29 protein-coding genes and 1 pseudogene are annotated in these 23,649 nt (G+C 66.3%); 27 read left to right on the top strand and 3 right to left on the bottom strand.

The genetic code is table 11. From position 1 onward, the window contains the following. Nucleotides 1-392: 392 nt before the first annotated feature. The 9 genes and pseudogenes from AC5L3X_RS05805 (at nt 393) to AC5L3X_RS05845 (ending at nt 6,830) form a co-directional block, all read left to right on the top strand. Nucleotides 393-1,109: a GntR family transcriptional regulator gene (locus AC5L3X_RS05805; protein WP_494855581.1), complete on the top strand. Its 717-nt coding sequence runs from the start codon at nt 393-395 to the stop codon at nt 1,107-1,109. 122 nt (nt 1,110-1,231) lie between these two features. Beyond that, complete coding sequence (locus AC5L3X_RS05810) at nt 1,232-1,642, top strand: plasmid replication, integration and excision activator (RefSeq protein ID WP_494855582.1); 411 nt, start codon at nt 1,232-1,234, stop codon at nt 1,640-1,642. Continuing rightward, nucleotides 1,639-1,941: a hypothetical protein gene (locus AC5L3X_RS05815; RefSeq protein WP_494855583.1), complete on the top strand. Its 303-nt coding sequence runs from the start codon at nt 1,639-1,641 to the stop codon at nt 1,939-1,941. Before AC5L3X_RS05810 ends, AC5L3X_RS05815 begins: the two co-directional genes overlap by 4 nt. Nucleotides 1,942-2,025: 84 nt before the next feature. Continuing rightward, nucleotides 2,026-3,453 carry an FtsK/SpoIIIE domain-containing protein gene (locus AC5L3X_RS05820; RefSeq protein ID WP_494855584.1) on the top strand — a complete coding sequence of 476 codons (1,428 nt, stop codon included), beginning with the start codon at nt 2,026-2,028 and terminating at the stop codon, nt 3,451-3,453. Next, nucleotides 3,453-3,653: a hypothetical protein gene (locus tag AC5L3X_RS05825; protein WP_358471593.1), complete on the top strand. Its 201-nt coding sequence runs from the start codon at nt 3,453-3,455 to the stop codon at nt 3,651-3,653. The genes AC5L3X_RS05820 and AC5L3X_RS05825 overlap by 1 nt, the downstream gene beginning before the upstream one ends. Before the next feature lie 25 nt (nt 3,654-3,678). Then, nucleotides 3,679-4,083 (top strand): annotated as a pseudogene (locus tag AC5L3X_RS05830) (replication initiator); the annotation flags it as partial. A gap of 259 nt (nt 4,084-4,342) precedes the next feature. Beyond that, nucleotides 4,343-5,254, top strand: coding sequence for a replication initiator (locus tag AC5L3X_RS05835; protein ID WP_494855585.1), 912 nt, complete (start codon nt 4,343-4,345; stop codon nt 5,252-5,254). Further along, a complete protein-coding gene (locus tag AC5L3X_RS05840) occupies nt 5,251-5,442 on the top strand; it encodes a helix-turn-helix transcriptional regulator (protein ID WP_494855586.1) in 192 nt (63 codons plus the stop codon). The genes AC5L3X_RS05835 and AC5L3X_RS05840 overlap by 4 nt, the downstream gene beginning before the upstream one ends. Then, entirely contained in the window at nt 5,439-6,830 is a 1,392-nt protein-coding gene (locus AC5L3X_RS05845) for a tyrosine-type recombinase/integrase (RefSeq protein ID WP_494855587.1), read from the top strand. Before AC5L3X_RS05840 ends, AC5L3X_RS05845 begins: the two co-directional genes overlap by 4 nt. A 794-nt stretch (nt 6,831-7,624) precedes the next feature. Here AC5L3X_RS05845 and AC5L3X_RS05850 read toward each other — a convergent pair. Further along, a complete protein-coding gene (locus AC5L3X_RS05850; protein WP_494855589.1) occupies nt 7,625-8,734 on the bottom strand; it encodes an SNIPE associated domain-containing protein in 1,110 nt (369 codons plus the stop codon). A gap of 961 nt (nt 8,735-9,695) precedes the next feature. Here AC5L3X_RS05850 and AC5L3X_RS05855 point away from each other — a divergent pair. Both AC5L3X_RS05855 and AC5L3X_RS05860 read left to right on the top strand, forming a co-directional pair. Continuing rightward, entirely contained in the window at nt 9,696-10,283 is a 588-nt protein-coding gene (locus tag AC5L3X_RS05855; protein WP_494855591.1) for a hypothetical protein, read from the top strand. Continuing rightward, nucleotides 10,280-11,686, top strand: a complete 1,407-nt coding sequence (locus tag AC5L3X_RS05860) for a hypothetical protein (protein ID WP_494855592.1) — start codon at nt 10,280-10,282, stop codon at nt 11,684-11,686. The genes AC5L3X_RS05855 and AC5L3X_RS05860 overlap by 4 nt, the downstream gene beginning before the upstream one ends. Before the next feature lie 627 nt (nt 11,687-12,313). Here the strand turns inward: AC5L3X_RS05860 and AC5L3X_RS05865 are convergent. Then, nucleotides 12,314-12,643 carry a hypothetical protein gene (locus AC5L3X_RS05865; protein ID WP_494855593.1) on the bottom strand — a complete coding sequence of 110 codons (330 nt, stop codon included), beginning with the start codon at nt 12,641-12,643 and terminating at the stop codon, nt 12,314-12,316. A 284-nt stretch (nt 12,644-12,927) separates the two neighbouring features. On the opposite strand from AC5L3X_RS05865, the gene AC5L3X_RS05870 reads away from it, so the two are divergent. The 12 genes from AC5L3X_RS05870 (at nt 12,928) to AC5L3X_RS05925 (ending at nt 20,589) form a co-directional block, all read left to right on the top strand. Beyond that, nucleotides 12,928-13,065, top strand: coding sequence for a hypothetical protein (locus tag AC5L3X_RS05870; protein WP_494855595.1), 138 nt, complete (start codon nt 12,928-12,930; stop codon nt 13,063-13,065). A 102-nt stretch (nt 13,066-13,167) separates the two neighbouring features. Next, nucleotides 13,168-13,326, top strand: coding sequence for a hypothetical protein (locus AC5L3X_RS05875; RefSeq protein ID WP_494855596.1), 159 nt, complete (start codon nt 13,168-13,170; stop codon nt 13,324-13,326). A gap of 367 nt (nt 13,327-13,693) precedes the next feature. Further along, nucleotides 13,694-13,858, top strand: coding sequence for a hypothetical protein (locus tag AC5L3X_RS05880; protein ID WP_494855597.1), 165 nt, complete (start codon nt 13,694-13,696; stop codon nt 13,856-13,858). A 115-nt stretch (nt 13,859-13,973) separates the two neighbouring features. After that, nucleotides 13,974-14,627, top strand: a complete 654-nt coding sequence (locus AC5L3X_RS05885; protein ID WP_494856227.1) for an NUDIX domain-containing protein — start codon at nt 13,974-13,976, stop codon at nt 14,625-14,627. 96 nt (nt 14,628-14,723) lie between these two features. Continuing rightward, nucleotides 14,724-14,897: a hypothetical protein gene (locus tag AC5L3X_RS05890; RefSeq protein WP_494855598.1), complete on the top strand. Its 174-nt coding sequence runs from the start codon at nt 14,724-14,726 to the stop codon at nt 14,895-14,897. 80 nt (nt 14,898-14,977) lie between these two features. Next, nucleotides 14,978-15,307 carry a WhiB family transcriptional regulator gene (locus tag AC5L3X_RS05895; RefSeq protein WP_494855600.1) on the top strand — a complete coding sequence of 110 codons (330 nt, stop codon included), beginning with the start codon at nt 14,978-14,980 and terminating at the stop codon, nt 15,305-15,307. After that, nucleotides 15,307-16,233 carry a DUF4097 family beta strand repeat-containing protein gene (locus tag AC5L3X_RS05900; RefSeq protein ID WP_494855601.1) on the top strand — a complete coding sequence of 309 codons (927 nt, stop codon included), beginning with the start codon at nt 15,307-15,309 and terminating at the stop codon, nt 16,231-16,233. The genes AC5L3X_RS05895 and AC5L3X_RS05900 overlap by 1 nt, the downstream gene beginning before the upstream one ends. Before the next feature lie 18 nt (nt 16,234-16,251). Then, nucleotides 16,252-16,632 (top strand): RRQRL motif-containing zinc-binding protein, encoded by a 381-nt coding sequence (locus AC5L3X_RS05905; protein WP_494855602.1) that lies wholly within the window; start codon nt 16,252-16,254, stop codon nt 16,630-16,632. Then, nucleotides 16,629-16,790, top strand: a complete 162-nt coding sequence (locus AC5L3X_RS05910) for a hypothetical protein (protein WP_494855604.1) — start codon at nt 16,629-16,631, stop codon at nt 16,788-16,790. Before AC5L3X_RS05905 ends, AC5L3X_RS05910 begins: the two co-directional genes overlap by 4 nt. A 3-nt stretch (nt 16,791-16,793) precedes the next feature. Beyond that, nucleotides 16,794-17,783 (top strand): hypothetical protein, encoded by a 990-nt coding sequence (locus AC5L3X_RS05915; protein ID WP_494855606.1) that lies wholly within the window; start codon nt 16,794-16,796, stop codon nt 17,781-17,783. Between the two features lie 114 nt (nt 17,784-17,897). After that, on the top strand, nt 17,898-20,231 hold the full coding sequence (locus tag AC5L3X_RS05920) for a cell division protein FtsK (protein WP_494855607.1): 2,334 nt from the start codon (nt 17,898-17,900) through the stop codon (nt 20,229-20,231). A 139-nt stretch (nt 20,232-20,370) separates the two neighbouring features. After that, nucleotides 20,371-20,589: a hypothetical protein gene (locus AC5L3X_RS05925; protein WP_494855608.1), complete on the top strand. Its 219-nt coding sequence runs from the start codon at nt 20,371-20,373 to the stop codon at nt 20,587-20,589. A gap of 19 nt (nt 20,590-20,608) precedes the next feature. Here AC5L3X_RS05925 and AC5L3X_RS05930 read toward each other — a convergent pair whose 3' ends face one another. Further along, a complete protein-coding gene (locus AC5L3X_RS05930) occupies nt 20,609-20,878 on the bottom strand; it encodes a hypothetical protein (RefSeq protein ID WP_494855609.1) in 270 nt (89 codons plus the stop codon). A 117-nt stretch (nt 20,879-20,995) separates the two neighbouring features. On the opposite strand from AC5L3X_RS05930, the gene AC5L3X_RS05935 reads away from it, so the two are divergent. From AC5L3X_RS05935 to AC5L3X_RS05950, 4 genes are all read left to right on the top strand, one after another. Further along, nucleotides 20,996-21,478: a single-stranded DNA-binding protein gene (locus AC5L3X_RS05935; RefSeq protein ID WP_494855611.1), complete on the top strand. Its 483-nt coding sequence runs from the start codon at nt 20,996-20,998 to the stop codon at nt 21,476-21,478. 99 nt (nt 21,479-21,577) lie between these two features. Next, nucleotides 21,578-21,799 carry a hypothetical protein gene (locus AC5L3X_RS05940; RefSeq protein ID WP_494855612.1) on the top strand — a complete coding sequence of 74 codons (222 nt, stop codon included), beginning with the start codon at nt 21,578-21,580 and terminating at the stop codon, nt 21,797-21,799. Next, complete coding sequence (locus AC5L3X_RS05945; protein WP_494855614.1) at nt 21,796-22,695, top strand: deazapurine DNA modification protein DpdA family protein; 900 nt, start codon at nt 21,796-21,798, stop codon at nt 22,693-22,695. Before AC5L3X_RS05940 ends, AC5L3X_RS05945 begins: the two co-directional genes overlap by 4 nt. Then, nucleotides 22,692-23,594, top strand: a complete 903-nt coding sequence (locus AC5L3X_RS05950) for a bifunctional DNA primase/polymerase (RefSeq protein WP_494855616.1) — start codon at nt 22,692-22,694, stop codon at nt 23,592-23,594. The genes AC5L3X_RS05945 and AC5L3X_RS05950 overlap by 4 nt, the downstream gene beginning before the upstream one ends. Nucleotides 23,595-23,649 lie beyond the last annotated feature (55 nt).

Raw genomic sequence — 23,649 nt, forward strand, 5'->3', positions numbered from 1 at the left:
CGTCTCTTGTCACATGGATCTCACCCGCACCACAGCATGGGCTAGATCACCCGCACACCATCTCCCTGGACGTGAACAATGCTTTCGTAGACGAGGCCGACGAATGAACGGGCTCCGCGTGGGGTGCAGCCTGGAAACAGTTCGGCGTAATTCCTTGATCGTGCAGCACGCGGTAGTGCGTGGAACGTCAAAGGCGCTGTGCGGCGAGGCGATCCGGCTCATCATGATCGACGATTGGCATGTGCCGTTCGTGCCTACTCTCGCGAGCGCCTGCGAGGAATGCGTACGTGTGCTGGCCAGCCGTATGCGTTCCTAATCCTGGCCTGACAAGACTTGGCTCAGCCGGTACTGTGCTTATGCGGACAAGCACAAGAGTGAACGGACGGCCAACCATGAGCATGGACTTCGCCCCTCCGAAGTATGCCCAGGTCATGAGGGCGATTCAGGAGCGGATCGAGTCGGGCGAGTACGCGCCTGGCGACATGCTGCCGTCCGAGACACAGTTGGTCCGTGAGCTGGCTGTGGGGCGCACCACGGTGGTACGGGCGCTACAGACGTTGGCCATGCAAGGGTGGATCGAGCGAGAGCACGGGCGCGGGTCGTTCGTGAAGGGCCGACCGGAGAGCGAGGCCGAGACCGTACGACCTGGCCTGTCGGCTGCGGAGCAAGGGGAGACCTCCGACAGTCTCGTTGAGGTGACGCGCGTTCCGGCGCCTCGGCATGTAGCGAAACTGCTCGGGGTCGCCGAGCGTACGCCGGTGATCGTCCGTAAGCGGGTGGCCCGTCAGGCCGGCCTCGTTTCGGCGGTGGAGACCGTGTGGATCCCGCTGGAGATCGCGGTGGGCACCGACCTGGACAAGCCCGAGCCGCTGCGTGGAGGTATCCGGCGGCATCTCCAGGGGGTCAAGCATGTCCGCTTCGATCGCATCACCGAGCGGCTGTCTGCTCGCAAGCCGACCAAGGACGAGGCCGAGTTGCTGGGTTCGTCCAATCCGGTGCTCGGTGTGACGGCGATCGTGCATGACCCTGCGGGGGCTGCGCTGCTGGCCATGAGCCTTGTGCTGCCTGGCAGCCTGCATGAGCTTGAGGACATCTACCAGGTCCGGTAATTCTTACCGCGCCACTCCGGCTCAACCACTTGTGCGGACGAGTGGCGAGGCCTTACTCTCAACTCATGCGGACAAGTGGACGAGCGAACAAAGGGCTTGTCGCCGCAGACGAGAGGAACACCATGGCAATCCAGGGCCCCATCCCGATCGGCTTCGACCAGGTCTTCCCGCACGGCTGCTACCTCGTGGGACAGATCGAGCAGGTCAAGGACTTCGACGCCTCGACCAACGGCAGGACCGTCTACGCCAAGGACAAGACGACCGGTGAGCCGGTCTGGCAGGTCCCGGTGATGGACGGCGACCCGACCGTCAAGGCGTCACAGAAGACGGTCGCGGTCAAGCTCCTGTCCTCGACCGAGCCCGTCCCGCCGCCGGGCGTGGCCGGTGTGCCGATCACTCCCGTCGAGTTCGTCGGAATGACCGTCACGCCGTACGTCTCCCAGAGCGGGCGGCTGGCCTACTCCATCCGTGCCACGGGGATGCGCCCGCCGCGCACCAAGCAGACTCCGGCCGCCAAGGAGACGGCGGCGTGAACCACGACCCGTACACCTACGTCACGCTGACCATGGCTCAGGCCAAGGCGCCGCGCCTGGACGTCTCCTTCCACACCAGCGACATCTGGATCCGCGCCAGCGTGATCGACCAGCGTCGCCCCTACCTGACGTTCAGCACGTCGGAGGCTCAGGTCTCCTTCTCCACCACCGGCCTCGGCCCGGTTACCGCCGGAGATCTCGCCACCGCTCGCACGATCTTCAAGGCCGCCGCTCAGTACCTCGCCGACTGCGAGCGCCTGCACGCCCAGCAGCCGGCCACCGGCCAGACGGCGGCCTGACACGTAAGGCGGGGCCGCCAGAAGAGGCAACTTCCGGCGGCCCCTGATTTCTCCCTGATCTCACTCACGAGAGGTTCCAAGGATATGTTCAAGCGGCTGCCTGGGGACGAGGCGCGCAACCTCGTCACCACCACGCCCGACACGGCCGTCGTCTTCCGCCCGGCCGTCGTACAGACTCCCGCCATCCTGACCCTGATCATCTTCACCTGGCGCGTCCTTACCGGTTGCGTCCGGCTCGTCTGGCGGCACCCCGTCGCCACACTCATCACGATCACTCCGGGCGCGCTCACGCTGGCCTGCGGCTGGCGGACCGCGCTCTTGCTCCTCACGCCCGTCCCGACCGGACTCCTCGCCTGGGCCATCACCGACCGGCAGAGCTTCACTCGCCTGGTCAGCCTGCGGCTGCTCGCCTGGTGGCGGCTGACCTGGATCTACCGGCGACACTGGCAACCCGTCATGATCGTCTCCGGTCTCGGACGGCACCTGTGGGGCCGCGACTACCTACCGCGCCTCGGCAAGGTCACCTGCACGGCCTGGGCCGACCTCGTCAGCGTTCGCATGCTCAAGGGACAGTCGGTCAAGGACTGGGCCGATCGCCTCGACCACCTGGCCCAGGGCTTCGGTGCGGCGTCATGCCGGGTGACGCTAACGAAGGGCGGCCACCTGATGCTCACCTTCCCAAGAACCGATCCACTGGCCGTGCCCTTGGCGGCGCTTCCGCTGCCCGAGACGCCGACCGTGGGGCCGGTCGAGGTCGGTAAACAGGAGGACGGGCGGCCGTGGCTGCTCAAGGTGCACGGCACTCACGTCCTGGTCGCGGGCGCCACCGGTGCCGGCAAGGGCTCGGTCATCTGGTCCACGATCCGCGGGCTGCTCCCGGCCGTGCGGGCGGGCCTGGTGGAGATCTGGGCGCTCGATCCCAAGCTGATGGAGCTGTCCTTCGGCCGCGCCCTGTTCGGTGATCGGTACGCGGCCACGCCGGAGGACTGCGCCGACCTGCTGGAGCAGGCCGCCACGGTCATGCAGAAGCGCGCGGCCCGCTTCGCCGGTCTCCAGCGCTCCCACACCCCCACTGTGGAGGACCCGTTCGTCCTGGTGGTGGTCGACGAGGTGGCGTTCCTGACCGCCTACCAGGCCGACCGCCAACTCAAGCAACGCATCTCCGCAGCGCTCGCGACGCTCACCACTCAGGGGCGCGCGGTCGGCATCGGCGTCATGGCCGCACTCCAGGACCCGCGCAAGGAGGTCATGAACATCCGCAACCTGTTCCCCGACAAGATCGCCCTGCGGCTGGACGAGTCCGAACAGGTGGACATGGTCCTCGGCGACGGCGCACGCCAACGCGGGGCACTCGCTGATCACATCTCACCCGTGCCCGAGCTCGGGGCCGGTGTCGGCTTCGTGCGGCTGGAGGCCTCGCCCGATCCGATCCGGGTCCGCGCCGCCTATGTCTGCGACACCGACATCCGCGACATGGCCGCTACCTTCGCCGCCGGAAAGGACGCTGCCTGATGAAGGTCTGCTTCCACGGTACGGCCGAAGAACTCGAACTCGTCGCGGGCCGCCCTTTCATGGTCCTGCTCACCCATCGCGGTCTTCCTCGGCTGCGTGTCTTCGCGCTGCGCTATCCCCGGACGCTCAAGCACCCGTACAACGGCCTGTTTCGGCTCTGCGCCGACCTGACGGAGGACGAGGGGAGGGACCATGGCTGACCTGCCCCGCGCTGTGCGGCAGGCCATGCCGCTGGCCCGTGAGGTGGCCGTTGAGGTCGCCAAGCAGTACGGCGTGTGCATCCGGCCCGTCCCGCTCAAGCGGCTGGACACCCACACCGGCCGTTGGGAAGTCGTGGACGTGCCGTGCGGGGCGACCTTGGACGCCAAGTGCTCGTCCTGTGCCAAGCGCAACCGCCAGCTCCGCAAGGCGCAGTGCCGGGAAGGCTGGCACCTCGACCATGAACCCGCCATCACGCCCGACGAGGCCAACGACGATCAGCGGTGGCTGGTCGAGTTCCGTGCCGACCTGCAAGCCCGGCGCGATGAGGTCGCCGCGCTCGGCGAGGACACCGCCGACTGGGATGCCGCGATCGAGAGCGTCGATGCCGAGATCAACGAGGCGGGCATGCGCGGCAATGTCCTCGGCCGGACCGTCCCCAAGCGGACGCGTTCGACCAGGCGACGTCAGGACGCGGCGAACCTGCCCAAGCGCAGGATGACCCCGACGACCGTAGTCGTAGGTGTCCGGGTCGAGCTGGACGCCGTCACGCACCTTGCCGTACGAGGGCAGGGTGAGCGTGACGAACAGCGACGGCCGGTAGACCTTCCCATCGGAGGAGGCGAAGGTCCGCCCGAGCCCGCGGGCCGCTCGGGACGCGCTGCACTTCTCCAAGCTCGTCGATCGGTTCGTGCAGAACCTGCGCCGGGTCGCGGGCTACGACGTGCAATACTTCGCCACGGTCGAGCCTCAGAAGCGGCTCGCGCCGCACCTGCACATGGCGATCCGCGGGACTCTTCCGCGTGCGGAGGTCAAGCAGATCGCGGCGGCCACCTACCACCAGGTGTGGTGGCCACAGGTCGATGAAGTCCGCTTCGACGGCGATCACCTGCCCGTGTGGCAGGACGGGGCCGGCTACCTCGACCCGGCAACCGGTGAGGTCCTGCCCACCTGGGAACAGGCCCTCGACCAGCTCGACACCGACGAGCACGCCAAGCCCCTGCACGTGATCCGCTTCGGCGACCAGGTGGACGTCAAAGGCGTGCTCGCCGGAACCCCCGACGCTGACCAGTGCATCCGCTACCTGTCCAAGTACCTGACCAAGAGCCTCGGCGACACCCTCGACACCGACAACCCCGCCCAGCACGACCATGCCGCCCGGATGGTCGAGGCCCTGCGCTACGAGCCATGCTCCCCGGCGTGCCCGAACTGGCTCCGCTACGGCGTCCAACCCAAGGGCGCCAAGCCCGGCATGGCTCCAGGCCGCTGCCGCAGCAAGGCCCACAAGCCCGACCACCTCGGCTACGCGGGCCGTCGCGTCCTGGTCTCGCGCAAGTGGTCCAACAAGACCCTCGCCGAACACCGCCAAGACCGCCGTACCTGGGTCCTGGAAGCCCTCGGCCAGCGCGACGAGACACCCGACCCACACCGCTACCTCTGGAAGCCCGTCCCGGCCGGAGACGCCAACGTCGCCCCCCTGTCCCTGCGCCTCCTCCGATCCGTCGCCGAACGCCAACGATGGCGCGCCCACATGGACCAACTCCAAGCCCAAGCAGAGGGCCAAGATCCCCCGGCAATCGGCCACATCGGGAGGGCGGCATGAGGCAGAAGGACGAACTCCTCACAGTCGCCCAGGTCCTCGACGAACTCGGCGGCGTCTCCCGCCGCACGTTCTACCGCTGGCGCGAGATCGGCAAGGCACCGGAAGGCATTCGTCTCCCGAACGGTGAACTCCGCATCTACCGCAGCGACCTCGAACGCTGGCTCGAATCCCTCCGGAGCGCGGCATGACCACCTCTTACCACGTGAAGTTCTGGGAGATCCGCCCGAACAAATCGGCGGCGAAGTCCGGTAAGACGGTCTCGTACACGGTGCGTTGGACCGTGGCCGGCCGCGAGAAGTCCAAGACCTACGAGAAGTCCGCACAGGCGAAGAACTGGCTCTCTGACCTCAGGCAGGCCGCCAAGAACGGAGAGCCGTTCGACATCGAGACCGGCCTTCCCGTCTCCATGATCAGGGCGAAGGAGGCACGCACGGTCTTCGACTTCGTCAGGGCCTACATCGAGATGAAGTGGCCTCACGCGGCTTCCAAGAGCCGGGACAGCGTGTCCGACGCCCTGGCCACGGTGCTCCCGGCTCTGACCAAGGAGACTCCAGGCCGACCTGATGCACAGACCCTCCGTCGCGCCCTTCGGAAGTACGCCTTGTTCCCGGAGGACCGGCGGCCACCGGCACCCCTAAACATGACAAAGGCCCTCCGCTGGATGGAGTCCGCCTCGCTCAGCGTGCAAGATCTGAACGAGCCCAAGGTGCTACGTCCCGCGCTCGACGCCCTGGCCCTGTGTCTCGACGGCACGAAGGCGGGTGCCAACACGGTCAAGCGGAAGCGGGCCGTCCTTCACCATGTGCTGGAGTACGCGGTGGAACTGGAGGAACTACCGTCCAACCCGCTCCATCGGATGAAGTGGTCGCCTCCCAAGACGACCGAGACCGTAGACCCTCGCGTGGTCGTGAACCCTCGCCAGGCTCGCGAACTGCTGACCGCAGTGACCTACGTCGGCAAGCGCGGGAAGGGCCGGCCGGGGCGCGGACAACGCCTCATGGCCCTGTTCGCCTGCATGTACTTCGCTGCCCTCCGGCCTGCTGAGACGGTGAGCCTGTGCCTGGACGACTGCCACCTCCCTGCGAAGGGCTGGGGGCGGCTCACCCTCGACGTGTCCCGTCCCGAGGTCAACAGGCAGTGGACCGACACTGGAGACGCCCATGAGCAACGCGGGCTCAAGCATCGCGGAGCTAACGACGTCCGAGTGGTCCCGATCCCGCCCGAACTCGTCAAGATCCTTCGGCAACACATCGCAGAGTTCGGCGTGGGTGAAGACGGTCGGCTCTTCCGCAGTGAGCGCGGCGGCGTGGTCGCCTCAACGGCCTACACGGAGGTCTGGCAAAAAGCCCGGACACTCGCGCTCACTCCGGCCCAGGTCGCCTCTCCCCTGGCTCAGCGACCGTACGACCTGAGGCACGCGGCGGTCTCACTCTGGCTCAACGGCGGCGTCCCAGCCCCCGAGGTGGCCGCGCGGGCCGGTCACGGCGTGGACGTCCTGCTCCGCGTCTACGCCAAGTGCATCGACGGCCAACAGGACATGGTGAACCAGCGGATCCAAGACGCGCTGATCGCGTGACCCGTGCCTGGCAGAACCACAGGGCTCCGGATCATCTCCGGGGCCCTTCGGCTTGGCCGCGTATTTGCCGTGGCCGTTCCGGAGAGACGATCAAGGTCTGAGCGCTTCTGAGAAAGAGCATCCTTCGCCGGATCGTTCCACCTGCGACACGCCTCGAACGATCCCTTAAACCTCTACAGCCGAGGGTAGGCAGAGCGACGCGGGCATCCCCTCGGCAAGCGCTTGACCTCTGCCTTTCGGCCGACGGCTTACGGCTTCACTCCGCAAGGCATGCCGACACCAAGATTCACGTTGGCCTCCCCCATCGATATCCCGGTCTATATCGTGGTGGAACGATCGCATGGAGGTGTTGCGCACCTCCAGGGACTCAAGGATGCCCGTGTCAGAAGACGACGACTTTTCGCGATACGAGACTCTCCGCGGTCCACAACCGCAACCTACCCGTCAACCCAGGCCGCCACGAAAGGCTCCGCGCCCCAGGCGCCCTAGCCCCGCCGAGCGGCAGGCTGCCCTCATACAAGAGGTGAACCTACTGGTCGGACAGTACGGGTGGCGACAGCTCGCAACGCGGCGCGGCCTTCGCAAGTACGAGACCCTCTTGGCGCACGGTCAAATGATCAGTCATGGGCTACATGCACAGCTCACCATTTTTACCTGCGGCCTCTGGGGCTTATTGGTGTGGTGGTGGCTGCCTCTCGTCACAAAGAAGTACGAGGAAATGGTGGTCGGCGTAGACGAGGCTGGTGTCCCCTACCACCAGCCGGTCGTTCGCCGACCACGTAGGTAGACAGGGATCAGACTCGCCCGATCGTCAGGGACTGGCGCCACTCCAAGGCTTCAGGCTGTTCGATGTACTCGAGCAGATGCTCAGAGTCGAGGCGTTCTAGCATGCTCCCCACTTCGGCAGGAGTGGCGTAGAAGAACTCCCGCCGATGGTTGACCTTGTTGACGCGCCGATCAGTCAGTTCCTGATGCAAGCGTTGTTCCAGCCCAACAGCGTCCTGGCTGAAGATCAGCGCATGAGTGTCGAATCTAAAGGGCACTGAGGCGTCGCCAAGTTCGCGGACTCGCTCATTTGGGTCGAGTCGTCTGGTCAGGCCGATCTTGACGACACCTTCTCCGAACGCTCCGATATTGGAGATCACATACACGTACCCAGCTCGGATGTTGGCCTCGCGAGCTTCGACATCTTCAAGCGCGGTTCCGATCTCCTCCAGCTTGGCTCGCAATGTGGCCGCTCCCTGCTCGTCACCCCTAGCCAGCAGCTTGGCCAGCGCGGCTTCGTGATGGGCCTGCTCTTTGAAGAGTCGTTCCTTCTCTCGCTCAAGTTCACGCTGAGCTCGTTCGTTCTCGCGCTGTCTTTCCCGCTCGGCTCGTGCTGCTTCCTTCTCCTCCTCCAGTTTCGCCAGATGATCAGCCGTAAGGCGGATCTCACGGACGCGCAGGCGGTGGTAGTCGTCGGTGATGTAGATCCCCATCGAGGCGCCAAGCTTGACGATGCTCTCGCCGGCCTTCTGGAGGCGGTCCAGAGCTGTCCTGAGCCGGTGAGGGCGCAACGTACGAACGCAGTTGTCCGCCTCGATGTTGTAGGCCCGCAGCATAATCTTGGAGAAGTCCCGAACCTGGCGAGCACCCTCGGTACGTGAACCGTTGACATGCCAGTTGTCACCGCCAGCTACCGACCTGCCGCTCTTGGTCATCTCCTTGATGTCTGTCTTGATACGTTCCAGTTCGCTCTTGTACGCGGCTGCGTTCTCCAGAGGGTGCTGGTATATGTAGACACCCGCCTCTTGCATGATCGCCAGTTCGTTGACTTCCACGACCTGGGCACGTAGCTCAGCCAGCCGCTGTTCCTCCGCCTCGATGAGCTGGCGCAGGTTCGCGAGGTAGTTCTCCAGCACCACGGCCTCTGCTGCCGCAGCGGGCTGAGGCGCTTCCTCTACCCATAGCTGCCATCCTGGCGGAGGCGGTGGCCACGTCGGGTCGGGACGCCATCCGGGAGGAGGTGTCCATCCAGCGGGCGGGGCAGGCCAGTTGGGCGGGGGGTTATAGCGCACAGCCATAGGCACCTCGTGGTCCGAACGATGTCCATCGCACGTTACCGAGACATGAGCGAGCCCATGCACCAAGTTCTCAGCAGATACAGCGGACGCAGTGATCCCTTGGGTTCGGGCTGTAAGAACAACATTGGATCCTGCCGCCCGACAGCGCCCTGGTGCAAGCAGACCGTCCTTCGGTTGGCAACCAACCTCGGACTCTCACCCCTCCGACAGAACAGACCGGCCCTTCGGCTTGGCCGCGTACCGACCGTGACCGTTCCGGATCATGGGTGCCGACCAGGGGAAACACGCCATGATCCATTCCGGGTATATTCCGGGACCAGCGACAAACGGCCGCTCAGGGCTGCCCACGGCTGCGTACCCCTGAAAAGCAGAAGAGGCCCCGAAGGGCCTCTGAGCTGCACTTACTGCGTGTGGCAGGTGCAAGGTTCGAACTTGCGTAGGCTGAGCCGACGGTTTTACAGAGCACTGTCTACCGAGCCATCCAGTAGGGCCTGACCTGCAAAGATCTCCCTCGCACAGCTGGCCTAACCGTCATGCCGACGCGCATACGACGCACAAAGACGCATCGGTGCACCTCGCGAGCAGTGGGATCGCGCCATAGGTCGGCCCCGGCTCGCCTCTACCGCTCCTACCGCAAGGACTCCCGAGGAGGACAGCGCCGGCGCAACCGTGCTACCTCGCCCCCCCAGCCAGAAGGTCTCCTACACAAGACTCCCGGGCACAACTAGGCGCAATTAACGAATCGATATCAGAATGATTGCTGTAAGTAGACAAGCCAACGACAAAAAGTTACGGTTTGAATGTGACGGCTGGGGAGACACATCACAAAAAAGGCGAAAATGCGGTGTATTTCGTCCAGAGATGGCTAGAAAGCACCACTCGGGCAGTTGTGCCATGGGTTGTCTATGAAACACCCCAGCTCACCACTCTTCAGCTTCTGAACGGCAAAGAAGAGTCTTTTGACCTCAGCGGCCATTTCACAGATGAGACAAAGCGACCGTTCTTTGTCGAAGTCAAGTCATACGACAAGAACCATAGTCAGCAGTACTCCGAGTACCAAGAGTATCTAGCCAATTCCTATTCGATGACCAAGCAGATGCTGGACCATTCGCGACCGGACAAGCAATGGGAATTCATGTTCGTTACATGGCATCCTTTTCGGATTGAAAAGTGGTGGCAGCACTGCACTGAAACCGCTATTCTTGAGGCGCTTGAGCAGTATCCAGACCGTTTGGCCGGCCAAGAACCTGACATCAATGTCGTAAAAACGGTTGCGCAAAGGTTGTGGCTCATCACACTCTCCTCTCGCCATGAAGAACTGGTGATGAATCGCCAATTTCTTGGTCATATCCGAAAGCTGGTTACGTCCTCACAGGTGATGCCGTTGTGAGCACTATGCGAGTGCAGGAAAAACTTAGCGATGCCCTGTCTCAGCGCTCACCCGACGCGGTGATACGGGATGTGAAGCACACAGTCGCCCGAGAGATTGAGGCAATCGATAGCGACGTCGAAGTCAAGGCTACTGAATACTTCACACACACCTTCATTCCCGACTTTGTCCTTACCTGGGCTAGGGATGGAAGAGACGTGCAACGGGATGTATATCTGCGTCACAGCATCGGAAATCCGAACATTGCCGAAGATCTGGAAGTTCTACATGAAGGCGGGCCTCTCTTTCTAGGGCTAAGAACCTCCAGTGCCGCACTTCCAGAAGAAACTGCTGAACAGATCGAGACCTACGACGACTGCTTTGTTTCAGAAGCAAGCGCGCTAGAGCATTTCATTCCCCAGGAGTCCCCAACCGTTATATCTCAGATAGTTAATGAATCTCTCATGAGGGGCGCGCACGGCCTGCTTGCCTATGAGGAGGCCCAGGCAGTAGCCCAGAGCGCAGCCCAAATGGACGAGGAGATCGCAGCTCAGGCCGCGCCAGCCGTAAGGCGCGGGTTGGAAAAGCTCCAATCTCTATTCCCAAACGAGTACTCGTTCAGGATTCAGCGGGTGGCCCAAGTTCTATGGATGAGCCATGGTGGCCAGCTGGAAGACTTCCCTGGCACCAAGTCTCTTTCTGTACGACTCTCTGAGAGAGAACTCAAGCGGCTACTTCCTCGCCTTCTACTGGCAAGCCCGATCAACAATCGAGGATTCTGGCGACAAGTCGGAGAGATGATCAGTCTCCAAATATTGGAGGCCCTAGGGAGCGCCGAGAACAGCGAAAATCTAGACCTGCTAATAAACTGTAATTTGGATCGTATTCCTGTGACGCAGATGGCCTACCGCCGGCCGACACCGGTCCTTTTCGGAGAAGCGGAAGGTTTTCGCTGGGCCATAAGGGACTCAATTCTTACCCTTGAGTTTTCTGAATTCAACCTGTCGTTCGTTACCGACCGGCGGAAGATAGCGAAGTGGCGGCCGGAAGGCCGTTCACCTACGTGGGATGAAATCCAGAATCGAGTGGCTGGGTACTCAATCGAGGATATCGAGCTAATCGCACCCACAGCGCGAGTCGATGTTCACGTCCAACCACGTCCTGGCGCCCAAGGGCTAGACAATATTGATAAGATGAATGCCGCGCTGGGGGATTATGCTCGCGTCGGGTCGATGAGAATAAAGACACCTCACTCCAGCCGCATTATTAAATGTGACTTCAAGCGCGGCATGGTAGATGGAGGGGATACTCCTACGGACCTGCGCGTTCTAGCTAGATATGGCGCTGACCTGATCTACCTGGCATCTGAGGAGTTTCTATCTCAGATGGATCAATTTTTTGGTGAGACACCCTACTTCAGCTAGCTCGTCGAATTCGGCTAGGGCCTGTAGTGGGCTCTGCTTCCAAATGCGATACTAAAGATGCCCTTCGCTTGATTGCGAAGGGCATCTTGTCTTAGATGTCAGGAATCTAGAATCTCTTGCTTGATCGTGATGGGCTTATCTGGATACTCGTACATTCCTGATAGCGCGGGAGCGAATGCTTGGAGAAATTTCCTCCATCGGGTCCCGAGCGCCTCTCTCGCTGGCCCGTCGGTGAGGGTGAGGAATCGGAAGTGGCGGAGGCCGTGAAGAAGCACATCCACATGTCGTGGAGTTGGTTCGCCTGTAGGAGGCGTGGGGATGGGTTGCCCTACTGCGACAGCTAGGTCTGGTGAGATGGGTACAGCCTCGGGCCACCTCTGCTTCGCGAGCCCCGAACTGTGGATAGCCGCGACATACGTCAGGATGACGTGCCCGTCTTCCGCGCGCCAGCTTGTGGAGTGAATAACTTGCAGGTCTGCCCCGATTTCGTGGGTATCCAGGACATACTGCACTTCGTCGCGCGGTCCGAGGTCGTATGCGACATTTCCGCTGCGCCATGCATCCAGCCCACTAATAAGCCAGAGTCCGATCTCGTCGGCCACTACAGGCCAGATTTCTACGCGAACATTAGCTGTTTCGGACATTCTCGCCTCCTGGCGTTTGATTCTGAGATTTAGCGGCCCGGATAATCTGCCCCGCTCGTGTCTTGCTGACACCCCATCGTTCAGCAAGAACGCTGAGGCTTAGCTTCTCTGTCTCATAGATCTGCGCAGCAACATGTGACCGTAGGGCCGTGAGGCGTTCGTACACCTTGCGTACGTGCTCGCTCAGGTCGTCTGCGCGCCGGAACGCCCGGTCAAGATCCTGGTCTGCCGAGACCACACGCTCCGCCCGCTCTACTGCTGCGGAGAAGGCGTTGAGCAACGACAGCAGTCGCTTGTCCTCCTCATCCATCATGCTCACAGCCTACGTACAGGGGTCCTTCCCGTACAGACCCCCTTACCGGACAGGGGGGGTTGACGCTGCGTGCAGGGGTGGTTTACGTTTGTCTCGTGCAGCCCCCCTGCACGAGACGAACAGCCGGAAGACCTGGGAAGGCGGCCATTGGCCGCGCGCCGACGGGCTGGAGCATTTGATCGTTTGAGAACTGAATAGCGACGACGAAGGGCCACCGCCTCCCGCGAAAAGGCGGCTCACGCAGGGATAAGGCCCTGCGACCGATCTCTGTTCTAGGAGACGACATGAGCTTGTTCGCTCACACCCTCGCCAACGCCGATCACCTGAGCCAGACGGACCTGGAGGACTTCGCGTCCTTCATGGAGCCGGACCAGGCCAAGGCGTTTCTGAGCGAGGTCAACACCATCCGCAACGGCAAGTAGATCGTCCGCCCCGATGGTCGCAGGCAGGGTTCGACTCCCCGCCGGGGCGCTCCGGCCATGCCGGGTTACACGCTTACCCGTCACCCATCAAAGGGAGTGCTGATGCTATCTATCCGTCTGGTTGGCGCGCCGGCCGAGGTCGCAGACGCAGTGCTGAGCCTGCGCGAGACGTTCTCCGTGACCGCGATCAAAGGGCTGTGCTCTGCGGCCCCTGAGCAATCGAGTGTCCGCGTCTACGTCGAGGTGAACGCCAGCGCCTGACAACGGCGCATCGAGGCAGGCCCGGCTAGCAGACACCCGGTGTGCGAGTCCCGGGCGGGCACGACCGACGCGCCTCAGGCGCACACCCGATCACGAAAGGAAGCACGTCCGTTCGCACTGTTTGCCGGTGATGGCGCGCCCTACCCGACCAAGAGAAGAACGCGCCGCCCGGCTCCACAAAGGAGACCTCCAGCATGTCACAGACTCCACGTGACAAGGCTTACGACAAGGCACAGGGCCGACTTACCCGAGACGCTGGGAGCCGCTACCAGGCGCCGGACTGGGGCACCGAGGACCCGCGTGCCCGTGAGGCGTACGACCGGGAGCTGTCGCGGAACACGCCGGCTACCGGGCGGCGTGGCCGCCGATGATGAAGCGCCGCAAGGCCGTCGAGTTCTACAACCCGGACGGCAGCGAGAGATATGTGGGCGATTGCCCCCGCTGGATCGCTCTCACCCGGCGCATACGCGACGACCTGCACGAGCGCACAGTCATCGTCTACGGCCCCGGCCCGTGGCCCTGCCACTGCTAACCCCCCGGCTCCTACCAATCAGCCCCGATGGTCGCAGGCAGGGTTCGACTCCCGCCGGGGCGCTTCGGCATGCGCCGAGTTCATCACCACCCAACCGAAGGAACCCACCGTGACCATGCTCGTGACCTTCACCCACCCCGACGTGTTCGACAAAGGCGTGCAGGAAGGCTGGGCCGACCCGCACACCGACCCCGCACAGATCGACTGGGCAAGCCGCCAGGCCGCCGCCGCGATCCCGTTCGAGGTGATCGACGGACGCCCGATCAACCCGTGCGAGACGACGGGCATCCGCTACGGACGCAACGAGCTGGGCCACTGGGGTGAGCAGTTGGCCTCCGATGCCATCGTCACCGCCGACACCGAGTCCGGCCGCCGGCTGGTCATGGTCGAACGCTCAGACGGTCACGGCTGGGCCGTCCCCGGTGGCTACGTCGAGCCCGGAGAGGACCCGGAAGCGGCGGCGGTTCGCGAGCTGGCAGAGGAGACCTGCCTGAACCTGTCGAGCGCGTCTCGCCAGGTTCTGCCGGCGCGGTACGTGCCCGACCCGCGCGCCAGCGATGAGGCGTGGATGGTCACCGTGCCCGTGCGGTTCGACCTCGGCAGCATGCCCCACACCGAGCTGCCGCCCGTGCTGGGTGCCGACGACGCCAAGCGCGCCGTCTGGGTCGCCGCCGACAGCTACGACGCCCTGGTTTCCGACCTCGGCACGGTCTATGGCGGCCAGGTGTTCCGCGCCCATCAGGCCATGCTGCGCGACTTGCTCGGCTGACCTCGGCTCTACCGTCCCGATGGTCGCAGGCAGGGTTCGACTCCCTGTCGGGGCACTCCGGCGCGACGCCGGCCATCCAACGAGGGGAGTTGCCCCATGCAGCCCGTCAAGAGCGTCGGCCGGTTCCTGCCGACGCTATTCCTGATCTGCATCGTCTTCTACATCTTCACCGACCCGCAGGGCGCCGCCGTGGCGTTCAAGTGGGCCTTTCAGACGGCGACGGACGGCGTCCAGCACTTCGCCGAGTTCATCCGCGCCGTAGCCGAGTGACCATCTCGCCACCTTGGGGGCGGCCCTATCCGCCAAGACACGAGCCGCCCCCGCTCGACTCCCGAAGGAGTAGCACCATCATGGTTCGTTCCGACTCTCCGATCCACCCGTCGCGCATGTCACTTCCCGAGGTGGAAGCGCTGTGGCAGGTGGCCGGCGACACGCCGTTGCCCGAATGCACCTACGACCCCGATCTGCACACCGGCCCGCGCGCCACGATCGAAACCAGCGCCGAGCGCGCCGCCCGCGAGAGCGTGGCGCGCGACGTGTGCGCCACCTGCCCGGCCCGCGTGCTGTGCGAGCTGTACGCGCTGAAGGTCCGCCCGACCTCGGGGGTCTGGGCCGGCCGCGCCTACAGCGCGCGTCCCATGCCCACCACGTTCGCCCTCCCGGTGCTGGAGGTGGCGTGATGACCGTGACCACCCGGCGCACTCTGACCGCCCCGGCCGCCGGCCCGGTGGTGCTCGACTTGGACATGCCGCACGGTCAGATCGACGTGCGGGTGTGCACTATCGAGCGCGCCGAGGTCGAGCTGAGCACGGCGGCCCCCGCCGAGAGCCCCACCGGCAAGGCCATCGCCGACGCCACCTTGACCACCGAGGTCCGGGCGCTGACGGTGCGGGTGCCGACGCCGGACGGCGCCACCACCATCATCAGCAACGCCCAGGGCGGCAGGGTCGTCGTCTCTGGAGGCGTCAACTCCGGAATCATCGTGTCCGGCGGCAGCATCACCATCACCGGCGGCAGCATCAGCGGTGGCCAGATCATCAGCGGCGGTCACGTCATCTCGGGAGCGACCGTCAACCCGGGCGTTCCCGCCGTGCTCCGCCTGCCCTACGGGTCGGCCCTGAAGGTGCGCACCACGACCGGCACGGTCACCACCAACGGCGAACTGGAATGGACGCAGTTCACCTCCATGTCAGGCGACCTGCACGCGGACGCCTGCCGCCGACTCACCGCCGCCTCCACCTCGGGCAACGTCTACGTCGAGTACGCCGACCACGCCGAGGTGCGCACCGTCTCCGGCAACATCAGCCTCGGCAGAACCGAGACCGTCACCGCGCACTCCACCTCGGGGAACGTCACCATCGGCGACTTCGGCGGCGCGGCCCGGCTGTCCACCGTCTCGGGTGACATCGCGGTGAGCGCGACCGAGCCCGGCCACATCAGCGCAACCTCCACCTCGGGCGATATCCGCGTGAGCGCGCCCGCCGAACTGGCCGCCGCCGGCGGCGCGCACGGGCTGACCGTGGACGCCCGCTCCCTGACCGGCGACGTGCGCACCCCGCGCCCGCCCGCCGGCCCCGCCCGCCCGCGCCGGCCCCGCCACCGATGACAGGAAGGACCCGCCGCCATGTCTCGCATCCGCGCCGCGTTCTGGGACCCGACCGGTAGCCGGTACGGCATCCCCACCTACCCGTGGAAGATGTCCCCGCCGCACTTGCTCACCCTGCGGCAGCTCACCGCCGAGGGGCTGCGGCCCGGCGGGCAGGGCGTACAGGCCCAAGTGCTGTGGCGCTCGCGCCGGCACGGCGCGCCCGGTGTGCGCGCCGCCTACCTCTACGACGTGCGTTTCGCTCTGCCCAAGCGCACCGCCACCGCACGCCAGCGCATCGCCCTCGGCAAGGCCAACGCCGCCCGCCGCACCTGCCCGATCTGCCTGCGTGATGCCGGCTACGTGCTGCCGCGCCACCTCGGCACCTGCCTCGACTGCGCCGAGGAGGCCGCCGCATGACCCCGGCGGAGATCCGCGCCGAGTTGCGGCGCCTGCACGCGCACATCAACACCGAGCTGGACGACGAACACCGTGACACGCAGTACGTGCTTGAGCAGGTCGCCGACGACCTGAACCGTCTGATCACCGCGATCAACCCCGCAGGAAAGGAGAACTGACCCATGAGCCTCGCCACCCCGACGCCCGAGCCGAGCCCGGAAGACGTCTCCCGCGCGCTGGCCGAGATCGAACGCCACCTGACCGAACAGGCGCTGCCCGCGCTGCCCTCACCGCCGCCGGCCGAGCCGGCCGAGGCGACCGCGCTGGACGATGCGGGGGAGACCCGGCGGGTACGGCAGTTGCGCGCCGAGGTCGCCGAGGCCCGCCAACTGGCCGCACTCCAGACCGACGACACGCCGCTGCTGCTGGACACGCCCCGGCTGCGCAAGCGCCGCAAGAAGGCTCACGAGGCAGCCCGCCTGCACCTGCTGGGACAGGACCCGGCCATGCGGGCATGGCAGGCCGCGCGAATGCGCCGGCTGCTGGTCGGCGCGTCCATGGTGGCGCTGACGTTGGCGCTGGCCTGGTCAACCGCCGGCGTTCAGCACTTCGCTGCCGAGGGCGCGCCGGCCTGGTCGCCCGCCTGGATTTTCGCGTGGCTGGTCGAACCGTTCATGTCCATCGCGCTGCTGGTCGTCGTGGGCGCCCGCGCCTACCTCGGCACCCAAGGCCAACCGCTAAACGATCGCAAGCTGATCCGCATCGAGTACCTGTTCCTCGGGCTGACCCTCGGCATGAACGCCTGGCCCTACCTGCCGTGGACCGCCGATGAGTTCTCGCTGTCGCGGTTGGTGTTGCACGTGCTGGGGCCGATCGTGGCCGTGGCCATCGTCACCGCCCTGCCGATCATTCTGGCCGCTTTCGCTCAACTCGACCCCACCCGAGGGACGACCGAGGGAGGGCTTACCGGCCTTACGTACAGCGCAAACACCGGTGATCGGGCAAGGCGAACCGCCGCCGAGGTGGCCCCCCTGATCGAACGCGCACAGATCCTCATCACGGCCGGCGCCCTGCCCGCCAACCCCAGCGCCAACAAGCTCCGGCAGGCGCTGCACTGCGGCATGGACGACGCCCGCGCCGTCCGTGACGCCCTCACCGAGGAAGCCGCGTGACGCCCGCGCCGGCCCGCCATCACCACACGAACACGCAGGGTGCGACCACATCCGCCAAGACCCGGCCGCACCCTGCCACCCCGCCCACTGCATCGCACACGAGGTGATCCCATCATGACGCATGACCCGCTCAACCCGGCCGACCAGCCCGAGCCGCCCCGTCCGACCTGGACGGACCAGGATGGACACGACGTTGATGATGTCAACCGGTGGATCGCCGACCAGGTAGCACCGGACCCCGACCCCGGCGAGCACGCCCAGACCGGCGACGGCAAGGGCGCCGACATCGTCCACCTGGACACCGCCCGCGCCGGCCGCCACCCCTACCGCCCCGACGACCCGGAGCCGACCAGCCCGGCCCCGGCCGGCGACCGCCCGACCCTGGAAGGGCAGGTCATACGGGTTGACCAGCCGGGCGGGGAGGATCGCGACTGGCGCGCCGAGCTGGAGGCCAAGGTGCGCACCAGTCGCCCGGTGGTGCCGCTGTGGCTGCGCTCGCGCACCGAGGCGATGCAAACCCTGGCCTGGGTGGGCAAGCACTACGCGCACGTGGCCGGCTACCAGCTCACCCGCACTCCGCTGTACGCCGTCCGGTTGGCGCTGCGTTCCCCGCGCGGCCTGGTCCGGCTGGTCGGCGGCATGGTGCGCTGGACGTTCGACCTGGAAGGCGAGCCGGTACGGGTGGCCGCCGTACGCAAGGCCGACCCCGAGGCGTACATGAAGCTGTCGCGGCAGCGTGACTCCCGCGTCCGGCTGCGCGTCCCGGTCATGCTGGTCGTGCTGGTCACGCTGCTGATCGCGGCCATCATCGTGGCCGGCGCGGCGACCGCCGTGCAGTGGGGCGCCCTGGCGGTGGCGCTGGCCGCCCTCGGCATCCTCGGCAAGCCCGCAGACCGGCCGTTGATCGAACGCGCCGTGCTGGCCTCCACCGTGGAGAAGCTGACCAGCGACATCGTGATCAGGTCGCTGACCTCGCTGGGCATCGCCGGCATCACGCAGGCGATGGCCAAGAACCCCAAGGAAGCCATCCGGTTCGTCGCCCCGATCACCCGCGACGGTCCCGGTTGGCGCGCCGACCTGGATCTGCCGTACGGCGTGACCGTGGGCAACATCCTGGACAAGCGCAAGGAGATGTCCGGCGCGCTGCGCCGCCCGCTCGGGTGCATCTGGCCCGAGGGCGACTCCTCCATCCATGAGGGGCGGCTGATCCTGTGGGTGGGTGACAAGGACCTGTCCAAGACCATCGTCAAGTCGCCCCTGCTCAAGGCCACCTCGCACGACCTGTTCAAGGGCGTCCCGTTCGGCAACGACCCGCGCGGCCGGCTGGTCACCGTGCCCTTCATCCAGCACAACATCCTGATCGGCTCGCTTCCCGGCCAGGGCAAGACCGCCTCGGTTCGCGAGCTGGCCGCCGGCGTGGTGCTGGACCCGACCGCCGAGGGCTGGTTCCACGAGCTGAAGGGCACCGGCGACCTTGACCCGTACGAGAAGGTCTGTCACCGCTACGTGTCCGGCATCGAAGATGAGGCCATCGCCTACGCCGCCGACTCCCTGGCGCTGCTGCGCAAGGAGGTCATGCGCCGCGCCGCCGCGCTCAAGTCGCTGCCGCCGGATCTGTGTCCGGACAAGCGCGTCACCCGGCAGATCGCCGATAAGCGCTCGCTGGGATTGCATCCGCTGGTCGCCATCTTCGACGAGTGTCAGAACCTGTTCGCGCACGCCGAGTACGGGGCGAAGGCGGGTGAGGATGCCGAGTTCATCATCAAGTTGGGGCGCGCCCTCGGCGTGGTGCTGCTCCTGGCCACCCAGCGCCCGGACAAGGACAGCCTGCCCACCGGCATCTCGGCGAACGTGTCGATCCGGTTCTGCCTGAAGGTGGCCGGCCAGACCGAGAACGACATGATCCTCGGCACGTCGTACTACAAGAACGGCATCCGCGCCACGGTGTTCGTGTCCGAGGCCGACGCCGGCACCGGCTACCTGGTCGGCGCGACCCCGATGCCCAAGGTGGTCAAGTCGGCCTACCTGGACACCCCGCAAACCCAGCTCATCGCCGATCGCGCGTACGCGCTGCGCAAGGCCGCCGGCGCCTTGTCCGGTCACGCCCTCGGCGAGATGCCCGAACAGAGCGCGCCGAGCTATGACCTGCTGGCCGACATCGTGGCCGTGGTCGGCGCCGCCGAGGCCAAGGTGTGGAACGAGGTCGTCATCGCCCGTCTGGCCGAGCTCCGCCCGGACGTCTACGGCGCGTGGGATGCGCTGGAGGGCGGCGCGAAGACGGCGCAGCTCACCGCCGCACTCAAGCCCTACGGCGTCAAGACGATGCAGGTGTGGGGCACTCCCGAGGGTGGCGGCAAGGGCGCCAACCGTATCGGCATCGCCCGTGACGACATCCTCAACGCCGTCACCGAGGGTGACAAGCGACGGGGTTCCGGGGCGGCTTCATAGCCCACCGATCACCTCTAGATCTAGAGGCTGACCCCTCTAGGTCTAGAGGTTCCCCTAGACCCGAAAACGGCCACCGACCAGCGATCTAGCGTCTAGACGCTGACCTGCGAAAACCCCGGAAACGGCCCTGGAGGCCCCCTTGGCTACTGTCATCGTCCTTCTAGTCGTCTGCCTCCCGATAGTCACGCTCGGTTACGCCTGTTGGTGCTACGCATCCCCGTGGGGCGTCTGCCGACGCTGCGCCCCGGGCGGCAAGAACCGCACCTGCCGCGCCTGCGAAGGCACCGGCATGCGGCCCCGCCTCGGCTGGCAGCTCTACGTCCACCTACGCCGGCTGCACCGCGACGGCACCCGCTGACGCCCTGCGCCGCCTGCGGTCAGTCCTCCTCCAGCACGCCCAGCCCGGCCACCCGGCCGTCACGAACATCGGCCAGCGCCTGCACATACCCGGTCTCCACCGCACGCTGCACGATGTTGACGAGCTCTGACGGCATGTCCATCCAGCCACCCCATGCCGAACACAGATTCGCGGTCGCCTCGCTCGCCGTGCGGGCATCGCTCGCGCCGTCGCGCGGGCCACCGCGCAGCACGTTCACCGACCGCTCCCACTCCGTCAGGTCCTCGGCGCTGTAGCTCTCCTCAGCCATACGCACGACGGTACGCGCCGACGCCCCCGGCGTCTCGCCGAGCCGGCACACGCGCGTGCCCACATCCCGATCCCCGTTGGTCCGATCCCTGATCCCAGTCCTGGAAGGAAGCCCGCCATGTCCGGCGAGACCACCATCACCATCATCGGCAACCTGACCGGCGACCCCGAGATGCACTACACCCAGACCGGCACCGCCGTCGCAAGCTTCACCATCGCCTCCAGCGCCCGCACCTACAACAAGCAGGTCGAACAGTGGCAGGACGGCGAAGTCCTGTTTATGCGCTGTAGCGCGTGGCGCGACCTCGGCGACCACGTCGCCGAATCCCTCACCCGAGGAACCCGCGTCATCGCCTCCGGACGGCTGCGCATGCGCACCTACGAGACCAGCGACGGCGACAAGCGCACCGTCACCGAGATGACCGTAGACGAGATCGGCCCGTCGCTGCGCTTCGCTACCGCCAAACCGCAGAAGGCATCCCGCACCGGCGGCAACGGCCACGCCGGCGGCGCGCCCGCCGACCCGTGGGCAAGCGCAGCCCCCGCCCCTGCCAACACCGGCGCCGGCGGCCAGTGGCAGGGCGACGAACCGCCGTTCTAAGCCGACCCACCGCGCGGCCTCGGCGACCAGCCGCCAAGCACAACCGCCGAGGCCGCACCCGCCCTACTCCCGGATACCAAGAGGAAGGCGCCCGTCAGCATGACAGCCACCGCCACCACCGGCCACCGGATCTACCAGGGGCGCGTGTCCCTGGACTGGCACAAGGCACGGGAGCACTGGGGCGGGGGGCGTCGCCGCCCCTGCCGCTTCTGCCATCGCCTGAGCTTCCTGCTTGACGACGACCGGCTTCCGGTCCACAAGGTCTGCCTGGAACAGGCGATGACCGCCGCCCTGACTGAAACCGAGAGGCAGGCGGCATGACCCACACCGCCGCGCCATCCCCCCATCCGACGCCTCCGCAGGCCACCAACCAAGGGCCTCCCATCGGCGTTGAGGTCACGCACAGCGCGCCGCACCCGGTGTTCTACCTCGGCACGCATCAACCTCACTGGCTGGAGAAGGTCACGTTCCCGCTGTTCGTCAGCCACCGGCAGCTAGCCCGCCGACCGCGCCGCCGCCAGCTGGCCGCGCGCTGCCGCTGGGCACTCGACTCCGGCGGCTTCACCGAACTGAGCCTGCACGGCAGGTGGACCACTCCGCCCGCCGCTTACGCCGAAGCCGTCGCCACCTACACCACCGCCATCGGCGGACTCGACTTCGCCGCCCCGCAGGACTGGATGTGCGAACCCGTCATGCTGGAGCGCACCGGCCTGAGCGTCACCGAGCACCAACACCGCACGGTCGCCAACTACCTGCACTTACGCCAGATCGCCCCCGGCCTGCCGTTCATCCCGGTCCTGCAAGGCTGGCACCTGGCCGACTACCTACGCTGCGTCGCACTGTATGAGTCCGCAGGCGTCCACCTGGCAGACCTGCCCCGCGTCGGCCTCGGCTCGGTCTGCCGCCGCCAATCCACCGCCGAGATCGGCCACATCGTGGCCACCCTGGCACGCGGCGGGCTACGCCTGCATGGGTTCGGCGTCAAGACCGGCGGCCTGCACCGCTACGGCCGACACCTGGCCTCCGCCGACTCCCTGGCCTGGAGCTACGCCGCCCGCCGGGAACCACCCCTGCCCGAGCACACACACAAGAACTGCGCCAACTGCCTGACCTACGCCACCTCCTGGCGGCAACGCATCATCACCCGACTCACCACCGCAAGCCAGCAACAAGACCTGTTCGACCTGCTCACCGACCCGTGGGAGAACGCCGCATGACCACGCAGAGACCCAACACCACCACCGCCACCGCGCTGGGAGCCGCCGCCCGAGGCTGGCCGGTCTTCCCCATCGCTGTGGGCGACAAGGCGCCCCCGCGCGGCTTCACCGACTGGGAGAAGCGCGCCACCCGCGACCCCGACTGCATCCGCGCCTGGTGGCGCCACGCGCCCTATAACGTCGGCATCGCTACCGGCCCCGCCGGACTGGTCGTGATCGATCTGGACCCGCCCAAGCCCGGGCAGCGCCCGCCCGAAGAGTGGGATCTGCCCGGCATCGGCGACGGCGCCGACGTGTTCGCGCTCCTGTGCCAGCGCGCCGGCGTCCCAATCGAGTGGGAGACCTTGCAGGTACGGACCCGGCGCGGCGGGCTGCACCTGTACTACACCGCGCCGCCCGGCGTCCGGCTCCCGAGCACCAACGGCAGCCTCGGATGGCTGATCGACACCCGCGCCTGGGGCGGCTACGTCGTCGCCCCCGGCAGCACCGTCACCCTCCCGGACGGCGCCGGCCGGTACACCGTGCAGCACGCCACCGCGCCCGCCCCGCTACCCCCCTCCCTGTTCAAGCTCCTCAGACCCGCCCCGATACCGGCCAAGAGGCCCGTACACGTCCCCATCGCCGATGACCGCCATTCCGCCTACCTACGCGCGGCCCTGGACCGCGAACTCGCCCACCTGGCCGCCGCTCAGCCCGGCCAGCGCAACCGCGCCCTGTTCGGCGCCGCCGCCGCCCTCGGCGAACTCATCGCCGGCGGCGCACTCCCCGAACCGGAGGTGAAAGAGCTGCTTGAACAGGGAGGGGGCGACCTCGGACTATCCCGCAGCGAAGTCACCCGCACCGTCAACTCCGGGTTGCGGCACGGCGCACGCCGTCCCCGCAGCCTGGCCACCGTCTGATCACAGCCGTGGGAGGCACCATGACCCATCACCCGACCGGCGCACAGCTACTCGA

Source organism: Nonomuraea sp. CX421 (genome assembly GCF_059358955.1).